Origin of the sequence: Achromobacter sp. SIMBA_011 (assembly GCF_046535435.1) — a bacterium.
GTDB lineage: Bacteria > Pseudomonadota > Gammaproteobacteria > Burkholderiales > Burkholderiaceae_B > Achromobacter > Achromobacter dolens.
This window is the reverse complement of sequence record NZ_JAWRWN010000004.1, coordinates 455,219-471,577: the sequence shown is the minus strand read 5'-3', so window position 1 is coordinate 471,577 and position 16,359 is coordinate 455,219. Positions and strand designations below refer to the sequence as shown.

13 protein-coding genes and 1 other RNA gene are annotated in these 16,359 nt (G+C 66.5%); 6 read left to right on the top strand and 8 right to left on the bottom strand.

Annotated features, from left to right (window positions below; all coding sequences use genetic code 11):
* Positions 1–4 precede the first annotated feature (4 nt).
* Genes pheA through gyrA form a run of 3 tightly spaced genes read right to left on the bottom strand, consistent with a single transcriptional unit; the run spans position 5 to position 4,870 of the window.
* Positions 5–1,090 (bottom strand): prephenate dehydratase, encoded by a 1,086-nt coding sequence (gene pheA, locus SB816_RS17855; protein WP_054501460.1) that lies wholly within the window; start codon positions 1,088–1,090, stop codon positions 5–7.
* Positions 1,083–2,213: a 3-phosphoserine/phosphohydroxythreonine transaminase gene (gene serC / locus SB816_RS17850; RefSeq protein ID WP_054501461.1), complete on the bottom strand. Its 1,131-nt coding sequence runs from the start codon at positions 2,211–2,213 to the stop codon at positions 1,083–1,085. The genes pheA and serC overlap by 8 nt, the downstream gene beginning before the upstream one ends.
* The gene (gene gyrA, locus SB816_RS17845; protein ID WP_049072335.1) at positions 2,213–4,870 is read right to left on the bottom strand and encodes a DNA gyrase subunit A; all 2,658 of its coding nucleotides are present in this window, start codon (positions 4,868–4,870) and stop codon (positions 2,213–2,215) included. Before gyrA ends, serC begins: the two co-directional genes overlap by 1 nt.
* 413 nt (positions 4,871–5,283) lie before the next feature.
* Between gyrA and ompA the strand changes: the two genes are divergently transcribed.
* The 5 genes from ompA (at position 5,284) to ssrA (ending at position 9,453) form a co-directional block, all read left to right on the top strand.
* Positions 5,284–5,877 (top strand): outer membrane protein OmpA, encoded by a 594-nt coding sequence (gene ompA / locus SB816_RS17840; protein ID WP_054429492.1) that lies wholly within the window; start codon positions 5,284–5,286, stop codon positions 5,875–5,877.
* A gap of 142 nt (positions 5,878–6,019) precedes the next feature.
* Complete coding sequence (ubiG, locus tag SB816_RS17835; RefSeq protein ID WP_410547343.1) at positions 6,020–6,748, top strand: bifunctional 2-polyprenyl-6-hydroxyphenol methylase/3-demethylubiquinol 3-O-methyltransferase UbiG; 729 nt, start codon at positions 6,020–6,022, stop codon at positions 6,746–6,748.
* Positions 6,745–7,419, top strand: a complete 675-nt coding sequence (locus SB816_RS17830; RefSeq protein ID WP_175167614.1) for an HAD-IA family hydrolase — start codon at positions 6,745–6,747, stop codon at positions 7,417–7,419. The genes ubiG and SB816_RS17830 overlap by 4 nt, the downstream gene beginning before the upstream one ends.
* A gap of 381 nt (positions 7,420–7,800) precedes the next feature.
* Positions 7,801–8,976: an MFS transporter gene (locus SB816_RS17825; RefSeq protein ID WP_054501464.1), complete on the top strand. Its 1,176-nt coding sequence runs from the start codon at positions 7,801–7,803 to the stop codon at positions 8,974–8,976.
* An 88-nt stretch (positions 8,977–9,064) separates the two neighbouring features.
* Positions 9,065–9,453, top strand: a transfer-messenger RNA (tmRNA) gene (gene ssrA, locus SB816_RS17820).
* A 124-nt stretch (positions 9,454–9,577) separates the two neighbouring features.
* On the opposite strand, the gene SB816_RS17815 is transcribed toward ssrA, so the two are convergent.
* The 3 genes from SB816_RS17815 to SB816_RS17805 all read right to left on the bottom strand — a co-directional run bounded on the left by SB816_RS17815 (position 9,578) and on the right by SB816_RS17805 (position 12,247).
* Positions 9,578–9,991 (bottom strand): YidB family protein, encoded by a 414-nt coding sequence (locus SB816_RS17815; protein ID WP_054501465.1) that lies wholly within the window; start codon positions 9,989–9,991, stop codon positions 9,578–9,580.
* A gap of 109 nt (positions 9,992–10,100) precedes the next feature.
* The gene (locus SB816_RS17810) at positions 10,101–11,330 is read right to left on the bottom strand and encodes a lytic murein transglycosylase (protein WP_410547342.1); all 1,230 of its coding nucleotides are present in this window, start codon (positions 11,328–11,330) and stop codon (positions 10,101–10,103) included.
* Positions 11,327–12,247 carry a ferritin-like domain-containing protein gene (locus tag SB816_RS17805; RefSeq protein WP_410547341.1) on the bottom strand — a complete coding sequence of 307 codons (921 nt, stop codon included), beginning with the start codon at positions 12,245–12,247 and terminating at the stop codon, positions 11,327–11,329. Before SB816_RS17805 ends, SB816_RS17810 begins: the two co-directional genes overlap by 4 nt.
* A gap of 106 nt (positions 12,248–12,353) precedes the next feature.
* Between SB816_RS17805 and SB816_RS17800 the strand changes: the two genes are divergently transcribed.
* Positions 12,354–13,493, top strand: coding sequence for a GNAT family N-acetyltransferase (locus SB816_RS17800; RefSeq protein ID WP_054501468.1), 1,140 nt, complete (start codon positions 12,354–12,356; stop codon positions 13,491–13,493).
* Between the two features lie 4 nt (positions 13,494–13,497).
* On the opposite strand, the gene SB816_RS17795 is transcribed toward SB816_RS17800, so the two are convergent.
* Both SB816_RS17795 and SB816_RS17790 read right to left on the bottom strand, forming a co-directional pair.
* Positions 13,498–13,968, bottom strand: coding sequence for a DUF1854 domain-containing protein (locus SB816_RS17795; RefSeq protein ID WP_049072299.1), 471 nt, complete (start codon positions 13,966–13,968; stop codon positions 13,498–13,500).
* Between the two features lie 14 nt (positions 13,969–13,982).
* The gene (locus SB816_RS17790; protein WP_064527105.1) at positions 13,983–16,268 is read right to left on the bottom strand and encodes an ABC transporter ATP-binding protein; all 2,286 of its coding nucleotides are present in this window, start codon (positions 16,266–16,268) and stop codon (positions 13,983–13,985) included.
* Between the last annotated feature and the right edge of the window lie 91 nt (positions 16,269–16,359).

Here is a 16,359-nt window from a genome sequence, read left to right as displayed (position 1 = left end):
GGACTCACGGCGCCGGGTAGGAACCCAGCACTTTCAGGTAGGCAACCTGCGCCCGCAGGGTATCCAGGGCGAGCGCGACATTCGGATCGTTGCGATGTCCCAGGACATCGACGTAGAAATAGTATTCCCACTCGCCGGTGCGGGCCGGGCGGGATTCGAAGCGCGTCATCGACACGCCGTTGGCCGCCAGCGGCGCCAGCATCTCGTAGACCGCGCCCGCGCGATTCGGCACCGCCAGGATCAGGCTGGTCTTGTCCTTGCCGCTGACCAGCGGCTCGATGTTGCCGATGGCCAGGAAGCGCGTGCGATTGTGCGGATCGTCCTGGATGCCGGCGCTGACGACCTGCAGGTTCCAGGCCGGCGCCGCCACCTCGCCGGCGATGGCGGCGATGGTCGGGTCGGACGCGGCCACGCGCGCGGCCTCGGAATTGCTGGCCGCGGCCACGCGTTCCAGGTCCGGGTAATTGCGTGTCAGCCAGCCCTGGCACTGGGCCAGCGCCTGCGGATGCGCGGAAATCGTCTTGATGCCGTCCATGTTGCCGGACTGCGACATCAGGCAATGGCGGATGACCAGCGAACGCTCGCCCAGGATGCGCAGCGGCGTGTTCAGCAGCAGGTCCAGGCTGCGGTTGACCGCGCCCTCGGTCGAGTTCTCGACCGGCACCATGCCGACGTCGGCCTGCCCCGCCTCGACGGCGCGGAAGACTTCGTCGAACGACACGCAGGGAAGCTTCTGCACGGCGTGGCCAAAATGCTCCAGCGCGGCCTGCTCGGAAAACGAGCCCTGCGGCCCGAGGTAGGCGACGGTCATGCCGCGCTCCAGGCCGCGACAGGCCGAAATGATCTCGGTCCAGACCGAGGCCACGCCGGCCGCCGGAAACGGACCGGGATTGAGTTGCTGCAGGCGCCGGATCACTTCGGCTTCACGTTCGGGACGCAACACCGGACCGTCGGCGTGCGCGGCGTGCTTGACCTCGCCCACCTCCTGCGCGGCACGGGCGCGCTGCGACAGCAGATCCAGGATTTGCGCATCGAGCGCGTCGATGCGGTCGCGCAAGGGGCGCAGCTTGCGCTGCAGATCGTCATCCATAGCGGCGCTCGAATTCCTTCAGGTACTCGACCAGCGCGGCCACGGCGGCCAGCGGCACGGCGTTGTAGATCGAGGCACGCATGCCGCCCACGCTCTTGTGGCCCTTGAGCTGGGTCAGGCCGGCCGCGTCGGCGCCTTGCAGGAAGGCGTCGTTGAGCGATTCGTCGCGCAGCACGAACGGCACGTTCATGCGCGAGCGCACGGGGGCGTGGATCGGATTGCGATAGAAGCTGGTGCTATCAAGGTAGCCGTACAGCAGTTCGGCCTTGGCCTTGTTGGCCGCTTCCATGCCGGCCACGCCGCCATTGGCCTTGACCCACTTGAACACCAGCCCGGCGATGTAGATCGCGAAGGTCGGCGGCGTGTTGTAGCGCGAATGCTCGGCGGCCACGTTGGCGTAGTCGAACGCCGACGGGCAGATCGGCAGCGCGTGGCCGATCAGGTCGCGGCGGCAGATGGCCATGGTCACGCCGGCCGGGCCGGCGTTCTTCTGGGCGCCGGCGTACATCATGCCGCAGCGGCTGACGTCCATCGGACGCGACAGAAAATGCGAGGAAGCGTCGATCACCAGCGGTACGTCGGGCGCGCCGAGCGCGGCCGTGTCGGGCCAATCCAGGAACTCGACGCCGCCGATGGTTTCGTTGCTGCACAGGTGCAGGTACGCTGAATCCTTGCGCACCTTCCAGGTGTCGACCGGCGGCACCCAGGTGAACGGCGCCTGCTCGCGGCCGTCCAGCTGTATCGCCTGACCGCTGGTGGCCGCGACCTGCGCGTCACCGTAGCGGCCGGCTTCCTTGTGGGAACGCGACGACCAGTGGCCGGTCACGACGAAGTCGGCCGCCGGCGTGCCGCGCCGTCCCATGAGATTCATGGGAACGATGGCGTTCTCCCCGGAACCTCCGCCCTGCATGAACATCACCGCGTAGTCGGGAGACAGGCCGAGCAGATCGCGCAGGTCGCTTTCCGCTTCGTCGCAGATCTGCACGAAGTGCTTGCCGCGATGGCTCATTTCCATCACGGACATGCCACTGCCGTGCCAGTCCAGCATTTCCGCAGCGGCTTGCTGCAGCACCACCTCGGGCAAGGCCGAGGGGCCTGCCGAGAAGTTCCAGGGGCGGGCCATTATTGCTCCGTAGGTTCCGTCGAATCCGTTGCAGCGGCGTCGCCGTTGCCCTCTTCCTGGCCATCGTCCAGGTCTTCGCTGTCATCGTCCGCATCGCTCTCGACCACGCGGCGCACGCCGGACAGCGAGCTGCCGTCGTCGACGTTGATGAGGGTGACGCCTTGCGTGGCGCGGCCCATTTCGCGGATTTCCGCGACGCGGGTACGCACCAGCACGCCGCCGGTGGTGATCAGCATGATTTCATCCGAAGGCATCACCAGCACGGCGCCGACCACCTTGCCGTTGCGCGAGCTGGTCTGGATGGCGATCATGCCCTTGGTGCCACGGCCGTGGCGCGTGTATTCGGTGATCGGGGTGCGCTTGCCGTAGCCGTTTTCGGTGGCCGTCAGCACGCTCTGCGTTTCATCCCCGGCCACCAGCAGCGCGATCACGTTCTGCGTGTCCTCGAGCATCATGCCGCGCACGCCGCGGGCATTGCGGCCCATCGGGCGCACGTCGTTCTCGTCGAAGCGCACGGCCTTGCCGGCGTCCGAGAACAGCATGACGTCGTGCTTGCCGTCAGTGAGATCGGCGCCGATCAGGTAGTCGCCATCGTCCAGATCGACCGCGATGATGCCGGCCTTGCGCGGGTTGGAGAAGTCGGACAGCGGGGTCTTCTTGACCGTGCCGCGCGAGGTCGCCATGAAGACGTAGTGGTCTTCGCTGAATTCCTTGACCGGCAGCACCACCGTGATCTTCTCGCCTTCGGCCAGCGGGAACATGTTGACGATCGGCTTGCCGCGCGAGTTGCGCGTGCCTTGCGGCACTTCCCAGACCTTGAGCCAGTAGACCCGGCCGCGGTTCGAGAAGCACAGCAGGAAGTCATGGGTGTTGGCGATGAACAACTGGTCGATCCAGTCGTTTTCCTTCATCGCCGTGGCCTGCTTGCCGCGGCCTCCGCGCTTCTGCGAGCGGTACTCGGACAGCGGCTGGCTCTTGATGTAGCCGCCGTGCGACAGCGTCACGACCATGTCGGTGGGCGTGATCAGGTCTTCGGTGTCGAGTTCGGTCGCGTTCAGCTCGATTTCCGAACGGCGCGTGTCCTTGGCGCCGGTGGAGAACTCGGCCTTGATGGCCTGCAGCTCTTCGCCGATGATGGTGGTGATGCGCTCGGGACGGGCCAGGATGTCCAGCAGGTCGGCGATGGCGGACATGACGTCCTTGTATTCGCCGACGATCTTGTCCTGCTCCAGGCCGGTCAGGCGCTGCAGGCGCATGTTCAGGATTTCCTGGGCCTGGGTGTCGCTCAGGCGGTACAGGCCGTCGCCCTGCAGGCCGAACTCGGCGCCCAGGTCGTCCGGACGGAAGGCCGCGCGGCCGCCCGGCGTGTCGCCGTCGGCGCGCGACAGCATTTCGCGCACCAGCGAGGAATCCCAGGACTTGGCCATCAGTTCCTGGCGCGCGACGGGAGGCGTCGGGGCGGCCTTGATGATGGCGATGAAGTCGTCGATGTTGGCCAGCGCCACGGCCAGGCCTTCCAGCACGTGGCCGCGCTCGCGGGCCTTGCGCAACTGGAACACGGTGCGGCGGGTGACCACTTCGCGGCGATGCTGCAGGAAGTAGTCGATCATCTGCTTCAGGTTGAGCAGGCGGGGCTGGCCGTCGACCAGCGCCACCAGGTTCATCCCGAAGGTGTCCTGCAGTTGCGTGTTCTTGTAGAGGTTGTTCAGCACCACCTCGGGCACTTCGCCGCGCTTGAGCTCGATCACCAGGCGCATGCCGTCCTTGTCGGACTCGTCGCGGATGTCGGAGATGCCTTCGATCTTCTTGTCGTTGACCAGCTCGGCGATGCGTTCCTGCAGCGTCTTCTTGTTGACCTGGTAAGGGATCGCGTCGACCACGATGGCCTGGCGGTTGCCCTTCTCCATGTCCTCGAAGTGGGTCTTGGCGCGCATGATGACGCGGCCGCGGCCGGTGCGGTAGCCTTCGCGCACCCCGGACATGCCATAGATGACGCCGCCCGTGGGGAAGTCCGGCGCCGGGATGATCTCCATGAGTTCATCGACCGAGCACGCCGGATTGCGCAGGCAGTAAAGGCAACCGTCGACCACTTCCTGGAGGTTGTGGGGCGGAATGTTGGTGGCCATGCCGACGGCGATGCCCGAGCTGCCGTTGACCAGCAGGTTCGGCAGGCGCGAGGGCAGCAGCAGGGGTTCTTGCTCGCTGCCGTCGTAGTTGGGACCGAAGTCGACCGTTTCCTGGTCGATGTCCGCCAGCAGCTCGTGGGCGATCTTGGCCAGGCGGATTTCGGTGTAACGCATCGCCGCGGCGTTGTCGCCGTCGATGGAACCGAAGTTGCCCTGGCCGTCGACCAGCATGTAGCGCATGGAGAAATCCTGCGCCATGCGGACGATGGTGTCGTAGACGGACTGGTCGCCGTGGGGATGGTACTTACCGATGACGTCCCCGACGATACGCGCGGACTTCTTATAGGCGCGGTTCCAGTCGTTGTTGAGCTCGTGCATCGCGTAGAGCACGCGCCGGTGGACGGGCTTGAGCCCGTCCCGCACATCCGGTAGCGCCCGCCCGACGATCACGCTCATCGCGTAATCGAGGTAACTGCGGCGCATCTCTTCTTCCAGCGATACCGGAAGCGTCTCCTTGGCAAAGGAATCCATATATATAACGACAGAATCGTGTAAGGAGGAACCCGGGCCGGGTAAACAGGAAATTCTATCATTCGATTGGGATCGCGGCCCCAAGGGCCCCGAGCGGCCATCGGCGCGGCCCCGCAACCGGATGTCGGCGGCAAGCGGCACCGGTGCGTTCGCCAAGGTCCCGCGAGCCTGTTGTCAAAAACCAACATGGCAAACGGATGGAGCGCGGAAAACGTCATATCCAGCACCAATGCGGCTGTCCAGGGAAGCCAAAGCCCCCCAAATGCCTTAAGATTGTTTCCAGCACGCAGGAAACCCAGTAGCTATTCCTTTGAACCAGCTCTTGGCGTTGCTATACTGGCCCCGTTTTCCTGATATGCGGCGGGGGTTCGCTGCGAGTCACTTATCCAGCTTCAAGCTCAACGAGGAGAAACATGAACAAACCCTCCAAATTCGCTCTGGCGCTCGCCTTCGCCGCCGTCACGGCCTCGGGTGTAGCCTCGGCCCAGACCTATCCCCAGACGGTGGACAACTGGCGCAATCCGTTCGGTAACGTTTGGAAGAACGGTACGAACGAACTGTGCTGGCGCGATGCGTTCTGGACCCCGGCCACCGGCATCCCCGGCTGCGACGGCGTTCCGGTTGCACAACAGAAGGCGAAGCCGGCCCCGATGGCGGCCAAGGTCGTGTTCAACGCTGACACGTTCTTCGACTTCGACAAGTCGACCCTGAAGCCCGAAGGCCGTCAACTGCTGGACCAAGTCGCCCAGCAAGCTCGCGGTATCGAGCTGGAAACCATCATCGCCGTCGGCCACACCGACTCGATCGGTACGGACGCCTACAACCAGAAGCTGTCCGAGCGCCGTGCCGCTTCGGTCAAGGCCTACCTGGTCAGCAAGGGCATCGATCCGAACCGTATCTACACGGAAGGCAAGGGTAAGAAGAACCCGATCGCTTCCAACAAGACGAAGGAAGGCCGCGCCCAGAACCGTCGCGTTGAAATCGAAATCGTGGGTAGCCGCAAGTAATTGCCGGACTAGCTACAATAAAGGGCCTCGCATCGCGAGGCCCTTTTTTTCGCCCGGCTTGCACCAATCCGGTGCAAACGCTCCGGCGCCCGCGGGCGCCGCCGACCCTCTATATATAGAGCCGTCTTATGCTGGACCGCCCATGAGCACCCAAACCCACGATTCCGCCCAAGCCACCGTCAACGCAGACCAGGCCGAACTGGACAAGTTCGCCGCGCTGGCCAGCCGCTGGTGGGACCCCGAAAGCGAATTCAAGCCCCTGCACGCCATCAACCCCCTGCGTCTGGAATGGATCCAGGAAAGCGTGGGCAGCCTGGCGGGCAAGAAGGTGCTGGACGTCGGCTGCGGCGGCGGCATCCTGTCGGAAGCCATGGCCCGCGCGGGCGCCGAGGTCACCGGCATCGACCTGGCCGACAAGTCGCTCAAGATCGCCAAGCTCCACGGCCTCGAATCGGGCGTGAAGGTCGAGTACCGCAAGGTGCCGGTGGAACAACTGGCGGCCGAGCAGCCGGGCCAATTCGACGTGGTCACCTGCATGGAAATGCTGGAACACGTGCCGGACCCGGCCTCCATTGTGCGCGCCTGCGCGACGCTGACCAGGCCGGGCGGCTGGGTGTTCTTCTCGACCCTGAACCGCAATCCGAAGTCGTTCCTGTTCGCCATCATCGGCGCCGAATACGTGCTGCGCCTGCTGCCGCGCGGCACCCACACCTACGATATGTTCATCAAGCCGAGCGAACTGGCATCAGCCGCCCGCGGCGCCGGCCTGGAGCCGGTGGGCATGCGCGGCATGGAATACAACCCGATCACGCAGGTCTATTCGCTGACGTCCGACACCTCGGTCAACTACCTGATGGCTACCCGCAAATGAGCGCCCTGATCCTGTTTGATTTCGACGGCACGCTGGCCGACACCGCCCCCGACCTGGCCGCCGCCGCCAACCAGCAGCGCACCCGCCGGGGACTGGAACCCCTGCCCTACGAAACGCTGCGCCCGGTCGCCTCGCAGGGCGCGCGCGGCCTGCTGCGCGTGGCGCTGGGGCTGAAGCCGGGCGATGAAGAATACGAGCCGACCCGCCTGCAATTCCTCGAAGACTACGCCGCCAGCTCCACCGTCCACAGCAAGCTGTTCCCGGGCATCGAGGCGCTGCTGGCCGATATCCGCCAGCGCGGCCTGTCTTGGGGCATCGTGACCAACAAGGTTACCTACCTGACCCTGCCGATCGTCGAACACCTGAACCTGACCCGCGACAGCGCCGTGCTGGTCTGCGGCGATACCACCGCCCACGCCAAGCCGCATCCCCTGCCGCTGCAGCATGCCGCGCGCGAGGCCGGTTTCGCCACCGACCGCTGCGTCTACGTCGGCGACGACCTGCGCGACATCCAGGCGGCGCACGCGGCCGGGATGCCGGCGGTCGCCGCCGCCTATGGATACGTCGGCGAAGAAGACAACATCAGCACCTGGGAAGCCGAGACCTGCGCCAACACCCCGGCCGAGCTGTGGGCGGCAATCGAGCCGCTGTTGCCGCGCGATCTGCGTTGAGGCGCCGTCATCCTCGCTGATCTCCCATGTCCCGCATCGCCGCCCTGCCTGGCGGCATGCGGGCCGGGATGACATCGGCACGGCCCGATTAGTTGGCCTGACCGAACAATTTATCCGACTGAAAAGGGTTTATCCCCGGCCGCCGGTGAATTAAAGTGTCTTCAATGCAAGGCAATGCGGGTGCCTCCCGATTGCCTTTCCCGGCCAAAGCCGGGCGCCGCGCGGCGAAGCCCGCACGGCGACTCTCGTTACGCATCGACGGTTTGCCACCCTCACGCGCCCGCGCGCCGACGTCTCCCCGGCGCGCAACCTAGACCTTTTAGACCATCCATCCGTCCACCGCGCGTTGCCTCACGGCTTCGTGCGCACCTGGAATTGCCCATGCTTTTACCCATCCTGCTACTTTCGGCCGCCGGTTTCACCATCCTGACCACCGAATTCCTGATCGTCGGCCTGTTGCCCAGCCTGGCCCGCGATCTGGATGTCACGGTTTCCCAGGCCGGTCTGCTGGTGACACTTTTCGCCTTCACGGTGGCGGCCACCGGCCCCCTGCTGACCGCGCTGATGGCCAACATCGAGCGCAAACGACTGTTCATCAGCGTGCTGGCGCTGTTCGGCCTGTCCAACGCCCTGGCGGCGGCAGCGCCGAACATCTGGGTCATGGCCGTCGCCCGTTTCGTGCCGGCGCTGGCATTGCCGGTGTTCTGGTCGCTGGCCAGCGCCACCGCGGTGGAACTGGTGGGCCCCGCCCGCGCCGGCCGCGCCATCTCGATGGTGGCGTTCGGCATCGTCGCGGCGACGGTGTTCGGCATTCCCATCGGCGTGCTGATCTCCGACGCCTTCGGCTGGCGCGCGGCCTTCGGCGTGCTCTCGGCGGTGGCGTTCGCCAAGGCCCTGTTGCTGCTGCTGGCCTTCCCCAGCACCCGCATCCGCGCCGAAAACGTGAAACTGGTGACGCAACTGCGCATCCTGCGCAACCCGATCGTGGTGGGCCACGTGCTGCTGTCGTTGCTGGTGTTCACGGGCATGTTCACCGCCTACACCTACCTGGCGGACATGCTGGAGCGCCTGGCCGGCTTCAATGGCCAGATCGTCGGCTGGACCATGATGGCGTTCGGCGCCGTTGGCCTGATCGGCAACACCCTGGGCGGGCGCATGGTCGACCGTAGCCCGTTGGGCGCCACCGCGCTGTTCTCGTCGCTGATGGCGGTCGGCCTGGCCTTCGTGGCGCCGGTGATGCAATCGCATGGCCTGCTGGCCGTAGCGCTGACGATCTGGGGCATCGCCCAGGCGGCGCTGTTCATCGTCTGCCACGTGCGCCTGATGAAGTCGGCGCCGGAAGCGCCCGCCTTCGCCGCGTCGCTCAACATTTCGGGCGCCAACATCGGCATCGGGCTGGGCGCCGTGGTCGGCGGCCACGTAATCGACCAGTACGGCCTGGCCTCGCTCGGCTGGGCGGCTGCGGTCATCGTCGCGGTATCCGTCGCCCTGGCGTTCGTGCTCATGGCGGCCTCGCGCGCCCGTCCTGCCGGCAAGGCAGCCTGCGCCAACGCCTAGGCCACATTGCGGTATTCGCGCCACGTCCGGGCGGGCGGGCGCGGAAACGCAGCGGGCTATCGCGTTTACCAGTACAATAGAAGTTCTTGGGGCCGATCCGGATTCGACGTGGGTCGCGAAACAACTCAGGGCATGCCGAGCACCAGTACGCTCGTTAAACCACTGGAACACTACAAACGCCAACGACGAGCGTTTCGCTCTCGCCGCTTAAGCGGTGAGCCGCTGCACTGATCTGTCCTTGGGTCAGGCGGAGGAAGGCAACTTCCTAGGGGGGCAACCCTCGAACCGCAGCAGCGACATTCACAAGGAATCGGTTTGAACTGGGGTCACACGGTTCAAATTTAAATTACGTGAATCGCTCTGGTCCGGCCTGTCGGTTGGCTAAGTCCAGGGTTAAAACCAAATAGATCGACTACGCATGTAGAACTGGTTGCGGAGGGCTTGCGGACGGGGGTTCAATTCCCCCCGGCTCCACCAAATTTCCGCCATAGCGCCAAATGGCCGACCTTCACGGGTCGGCCATTTTTTTTGCAGCGGCCGCCACCGGGCGGGAGTCAACAACGCGTGCTGCCGCGCACCGCATTCAGGCTCATGCCGGGATTCAGCCGCGATTGCCGAACAGCCCCGACAGCGACGCCAGCAGGTCGGCGGGATTGAGCGACTGGCCGGGTTGCACCGCGCCTTCGGGAGTGGCCTTGTCGATCAGTTGCGGCAGCAGCGACGACAGCGAGCCCAGCACCGAGCCGGTGTCCTGGCCGGTCTTGGCGGCCAGTTCGTTGACCACGCCCGGGTCCAGCACCTGGCCGAGCTGGTCGGCGCTGACCGGCAGGTTCTGGCCCTTGCCGATCCAGGACGCGACGATCTCGCCCAGGCCGCCCTGCTGGAAGCTGGCGATCAGGCCGGAAAGTCCGCCCGGGTATTTGCTCAGTTGTTCGATCAGGGCGGGCAGCAGCGAGGCGGAACCTCCTTGCTGGCCGCCGCCGGCCATCGAGGCCAAGGTATCCAATAGACTCATCGCCGTTCTCCAGGAAAATCGGAAATCCAGTATAGGCCCGTGGCGGCGCCGATGTGGTCATCCAAAGGCCGGCAACCGGCGATCTTTGCAAAGCTTGTCGTTCCGGCCCTCAGCCCGCGCCGCGCGGGGCTGGCGAGGCCAGGGGAACCTGGGAGGCCTTGAGGGCTTTCAGCGCCTTCTGACCGGCGCGGCCGTCGGCAGGCAGGCCGAGTTCGCGCTGCGCCGCGCGCAGGGCTTCGCGGGTGCGCTCGCCGATCATGCCATCGGGTTCGCCCAGCTCATAGCCGCGGGCGATCAGCAGCCGCTGCAATTCCCGCCGCTCGGCGCGCGACAGCCCCGGATCATCGGTCGGCCAGGCCTGCGCCAGCGGGCCGCCGCCACGCAGGCGGTCGGAGAGGTGCGCAATCGCCAGCGCATAGCTTTCGGCGGCGTTGTAGGAATACAGCGCATCGAAATTACGGGTCACCAGGAACGCCGGCCCCTTCGGTCCGGCCGGCAACAGCAGCCCGACGGGCGTATCGCCCCCGGGCAACGGCTTGCCGTCAGCGCGGGTCAGGCCCTGGCCGCGCCAGAACGACAGCGGACGCTTGTTCTTGCGTCCCGCGCCGGCGATGTTCGCGCCAGCGGGCAGGATCACCTCGTAGCCCCAGTCCAGGCCGCTGTTCCAGCCGGCGCGCTTGAGGAAGTTGGCCGTGGAGGCGAGCGCGTCGGGCACGCTGTCGATGAGGTCGCGGCGGCCGTCGCCGTCAAAGTCGACGGCCAACCGCAGATAGGTCGACGGCATGAACTGGGTCTGGCCGAACGCCCCCGCCCAGGAACCCTTGAGCTTGTCCGGGTCGATGCGCTCGTCCTGCACGATCTTGAGCGCGGCGAAGAACTCGCCGCGGAAGTACGCCTGGCGGCGCCCGAAGCAGGACAGCGTCGACAACGAGGTCAGAAGCGGCCGTCCGCCCAGGGTGCGGCCATAATTGCTCTCCACGCCCCATACGGCCGCGATGGTGGCCGGGTCCACGCCGTAGCGCGCCGCGGCGCGGTCCAGTTCGGCACGCCAGCGCTCGATGCCGGCCTTGCCGTCGGCGACGCGCTCGTCGTCGACCAGCGCCGCCATGTAGTCCCAGATCGGCGTCTTGAATTCCGGCTGCGCATCCAGCAGGCCGATCACCGCCATGTCGGGCGACAGGCTGGCGGTATGCCGGTCGAACGTGGCGCCCGACACGCCCGCCTTTGCGGCGGGGGCGCGCAATCCGGCCAGGCAAGCGGCGAAGGTGTCGGCGGCGTGCGCGGCGGGCGCGGACAACGCCAGCATGGCGGCCAGGGGAATGGCGCGACGAAAGGTCATCGAGAAAGCGCTCCTGCGGATGCGTTGGCCGCGCCGCCGTCGGGGCGGCGCCGGCTGTCTTCGGCTTCGCCCGTGACGGCGCGTTTGTCGAGCAAGGCGGCCAGTTCGGCCTCGTCGAAACCCGCCGCGCGGCGCGCTTCCATGTTGAAAGGGCCACGCAGCCGCGGCGCGTTGTAGCGGCTGGCCAGCTCGGCATAGCAGGCGACCGGCTCCCTGCCCTGCTCGGCGCACAGCCGCTTGTACCAATAGTTGCCGATGGCTACGTGGCCGATCTCGTCGCGCAGGATGATGTCGACGATGGCCGCGCTCCGCGCATCGCCGGCGCCGGCCAGCTTGTTGCGGATCAGCGGCGACGCATCCAGGCCGCGCGCCTCCAGCGTGCGCGGCACCAGCGCAAGGCGCGCCAGCAGGTCGCCGCAAGTGCGTTCGGCCATCTCCCACAAGCCGTTGTGGCCAGGAAAGTCGCCATAGGCATGGCCCAGGTCGGCAAGCCGCTGATTGAGCAGGTCGAAATGCGCAGCCTCTTCGCGCGCCACGCGCAGCCAGTCGCGGTAGAACGCATCCGGCATGCCGGCGAAACGCCAGAGGATGTCCAGCGCCAGGTTCACAGCGTTGAATTCGATGTGCGCCAGCGCGTGCAGCAGCGCCGCGCGGCCCTCCAGCGTCGCCATGGAACGCTGCGGCACCTCGGACGGCGCCACCAGCACCGGCGCGGCGGGCCGCCCGGGCAATCCATCCGGCGTCGCGTAGCGCCGCACGCTATCGAGCGGGGCATCTTCGCCGATGGCGCGCACCCGCGCCAGCTTGTCGGCCCAGCCGGTGGCGGCCAGCGCCTGCAGGGCCTGGGCACGCAGACAGGGCGTGCCGGGTTCGTGCGGATCGCTCCCGTTCACGGGAAGGATCGAATTGCTGTCCATGAAGATTTCCGGTGCGGGACGGAACAACGCCGCCCGCAAGACAATAACCATGCGCGGTCATCCCGCGCCGCGCGCCATGCGCCACTGAAGACTTTATCATTCGTTCATGGATTCGCCGCTACGCCTGACCATCGAGACCGACCTGTCGCGCATCGACGCCCGCCAATGGGATGCGTTGGCCGGGGACCAGCCGTTCCTGCGGCATGCGTTCCTGCACGCGCTGCACGATTCCGGCTGTGCCGCGCCGCGCACCGGTTGGTCGCCCCATTATCTGATGCTGTGGCGCGACGATGCGCTGGCGGGCGCGGTGCCGCTCTACCTGAAATCGCATTCGCGCGGCGAGTACGTGTTCGACTACGCCTGGGCCGACGCCTTCGAGCGCCACGGCCTGCGCTACTACCCCAAGCTGCTGGCGGCCGTGCCGTTCACCCCGGTCTCGGGCCCGCGCCTGCTGGCCGGCAGCGACGAAGACCGCGACACGCTGGTGCGCGGGCTGGTCGCCTTTGCCGAAGAGATCCAGGTGTCGTCGCTGCACCTGCTGTTTCCGGCCACCGCGGACCTGCGAGCCCTGCGCGAGGCCGGCTTCATGGTGCGCGAAAGCGTGCAGTTCCACTGGACCAATCCTGGCTACTCCGATTTCGACGCCTTCCTGGCCACGATGAGCCACGACAAGCGCAAGAAGATCCGCCAGGACCGCAAAAAGGTGGCGCAGGCCGGGCTGACGTTCCGCTGGCTACGCGGCGCGCAGATCGACGCCGCCGACCTCGACTTCTTCTATCAGTGCTATTGCCATACCTACTTCAACCACGGCAACCCGCCGTACCTGAGCCGCGAATTCTTCCTGCGCGCCTACCGTGACCAGCCCGACGCCTTCGTGCTCATCCTGGCCGAGCGCGACGGCCAGCCGATGGCGGCGGCCCTGAACCTGGCGGGCGGCGACACGCTGTACGGGCGCTATTGGGGGGCGACGGAATACGTGCCGGGGCTGCATTTCGAGACCTGCTATCTGCAGGCCATCGCTTACTGCATCGCCCACGGCATGGCGCGATTCGAGGGCGGCGCGCAAGGGGAACACAAGATGGCGCGCGGGCTGCTGCCCACGCCCACCTGGTCGGCGCACTGGGTCGCCGACCCGCGTTTCGCGGCTGCGATCCAGCAATTTCTGGATGAGGAAACCGCCGCGGTGGATGACTACCTGGGCGAGCTCGAGACCCACACGCCGTTCAAGCGCGCGGCCCCGGACTGAGCGGTCAGAGGAAGCGATCCAGCAGCTTGCGGCTGTGCTTGTCGAGCGACAGGATGTCGCGCACCAGATAGAAGATGCCGTGGCTGTCGGCGATCAGCAGCGTCTGCGGGCTAAGGCGGCGGATGTCCTCCTCGCCCCGCAGCGTGAAGCTGGTGGCCCCGCGGTCGGTCTCCACCTTCCAGACGCTGGGCGTGGCGAAGGTCGACACGCTGGCGAGCTTGCGGATCTCGGGCATAAATTCACGCCCTGCCAGTTCCTCTTCGATCAGCGCGCGCTCGGCGGCGGGCACGTCGGCCAGCCTTTCGATCCACAGCAGCTCGCGGCCTTCTCCGGTCACCAGCGACAGCCCGCGATCGGCCTCGCTGATCGGAAAGGCCCGCACCGGAATCACGCCTTCGTGCGCGACGCCGTCGGCGCCCTGGAACACCAAACGCCCGAACGCATTGCGTCGCAGTTGAAAAACGGGAAGCGTCATGACGGTTATCTCGCTCAGGCCACGGCGGCCATGTCTTCGCCGCCGGAGGACTGTGCATCGGCCTCGTTCTGGCGCGCCTGCGCCTGATACAGCCGGTAGTAGGCGCCTTCACGCGCCATCAGTTCCTCGTGCGGGCCCTGCTCCACGATCTGGCCACGGTCCAGCACCACCAGCCGATCAGCCTTGCGCAAGGTGCTCAGGCGATGGGCGATGGCGATGGTGGTGCGGCCGCGCACCAGGTTGTCGAGCGCCTTCTGGATTTCCTTCTCGGTGGTGGTGTCGACCGACGAGGTCGCTTCGTCCAGGATCAGGATGCGCGGGTCGATCAGCAGCGCGCGCGCGATCGAGATGCGCTGGCGCTCGCCGCCGGACAGCGCCTGGCCGCGTTCGCCGACCAGCGAATCGTAGCCGTGCGGCAGCCGCAGGATGAATTCATGGGCATGGGCGGCGCGGGCCGCCGCCACGATCTCGTCGCGGGTAGCGTCCGGCTTGCCGTAGGCGATGTTCTCGGCGATGGTGCCGAAGAACAGGAAGGGCTCCTGCAGCACCAGCCCGATGTTGCGGCGGTAGTCGGCCACCCGCACCGAACGGATGTCGGCGCCGTCCACCAGGATCGCGCCTTCCGACACGTCGTAAAAGCGGCAGATCAGGTTGATCAGGGTGCTCTTGCCCGAGCCGCTGTGCCCGACCAGGCCGATCATCTCGCCGGGCGCGATGCTCAGGTCCAGGCCGCGGATGACCTGGCGGTTGCCGTAGCGGAAACCGACGTCGCGCAACTCAATGCGGCCGTTGACCTGCGGCAGCTTGGCCGGGTTCTGGGGTTCCGGCACGCTCGAGACGTGATCCAGGATGTCGAAGATGCGCTTGGCGCCGGCGGCCGCCTTCTGCGTCACCGACACGATGCGGCTCATCGAATCCAGGCGGGTGTAGAAGCGCCCGATGTACGCCAGGAACGCCGCCAGCACCCCCACCGTGATCTGCTTCTGCGAGACCTGCCAGATGCCGAAGATCCACACCACCAGCAGCCCGACCTCGGTCAGCAGCGTGACGGTGGGCGAAAACAGCGACCAGGTGGTGTTGACCCGGTCGTTCACTTCCAGGTTGCGGTTGTTGGCCTCGCGGAAACGCGCCACTTCGCGCTTCTCCTGGGCAAAGGCCTTGACCACGCGGATGCCGGGAATGGTATCGGCCAGCACGTTGGTGATCTCCGACCAGATGCGATCGACCTTCTCGAAGCCATGGCGCAGGCGGTCGCGAACCGCGTGGATCATCCAGATGATGAACGGCAGCGGCACCAGCGTGACCAGCGCCAGCCACGGATTGATCGACACCAGGATCACCGCGGTCATGGTGATCATCAGGATGTCGTTGGCGAAGTCCAACAGGTGCAGCGACAGGAACACGCAGATGCGGTCGGTCTCGCTGCCGATGCGGGAAATCAGGTCGCCGGTGCGCTTGCCGCCGAAATACTCCAGCGACAACTGCTGCAGGTGCTCATAGGTGGTGGTACGCAGGTCGGCGCCAATGCGCTCGCTGACCCAGGCCAGGATGTAGGTCCGCGCCCAGCCCAGGCCCCACGCCAGGATGGCGGAACCGAGCAGCCCGCCCAGGTACAGGCGGACCTTGCTGTAATCGATGGGCGCGCCGTTCTGGAAGGGAATCAGCACGTCGTCCATCAGCGGCATGGTCAGGTACGGCGGCACCAGGGTCGCCGCGGTGCCCAGCAGGGTCAGCAGGAAACCGGCCAGCAAGGGCCCGCGATACGGCCGCGCGAAGCGCCACAGGCGCAGCAGCGCCCAGGTGGTCGAGGGCGCCGCCTGCTCCTGGTTGCAGACCGGACACTCGTCCTGCCCAGCCGGGATGGCGTTGTTGCAGATCGTGCACTGGCGTTCGCCCGCCTCGGCTTGTGGCTGGCCGGACAGGCGGATTGCCTGTTGGGCCTCGAACTGGCCCAGCAGCCGCAGCGCGGCCGGATTGCAGGCCAGCGTGAAGCGCCAGATGCCCAGGCGCGCGGTGTCGTCGTGCAGTTCCAGCACGGCCGCGCCAGCGTGGTCGGAAAGATTCAGGGACAGTTGAGGGCCGTACGCCCAGGATTCCCAGCCGGTATCGGCCGCATTGCGGGCGATCAGGCGGCGATCGGTGACGGCGACCAGGCCGGGCTGGAACTTCAGCCGCTGGTCCAGGTCTATTTCAAGCCAGGCCAGCAGGGTCTCATCCTGCGCCAGTTCCGCGCGGATGTCATCCCGCCAGCGGGCAGGAAAGGCTTCGGCTAGGCCGGAAAGCAGGTGTGTTTTTTTCATTAGAACGCATACCGGGCCAGGACTCTGCCCTACAAGGCGGCGACGGCATGCCAACCCCGGGTTGGCAACGTGTCCCTTCCTTACAACACAA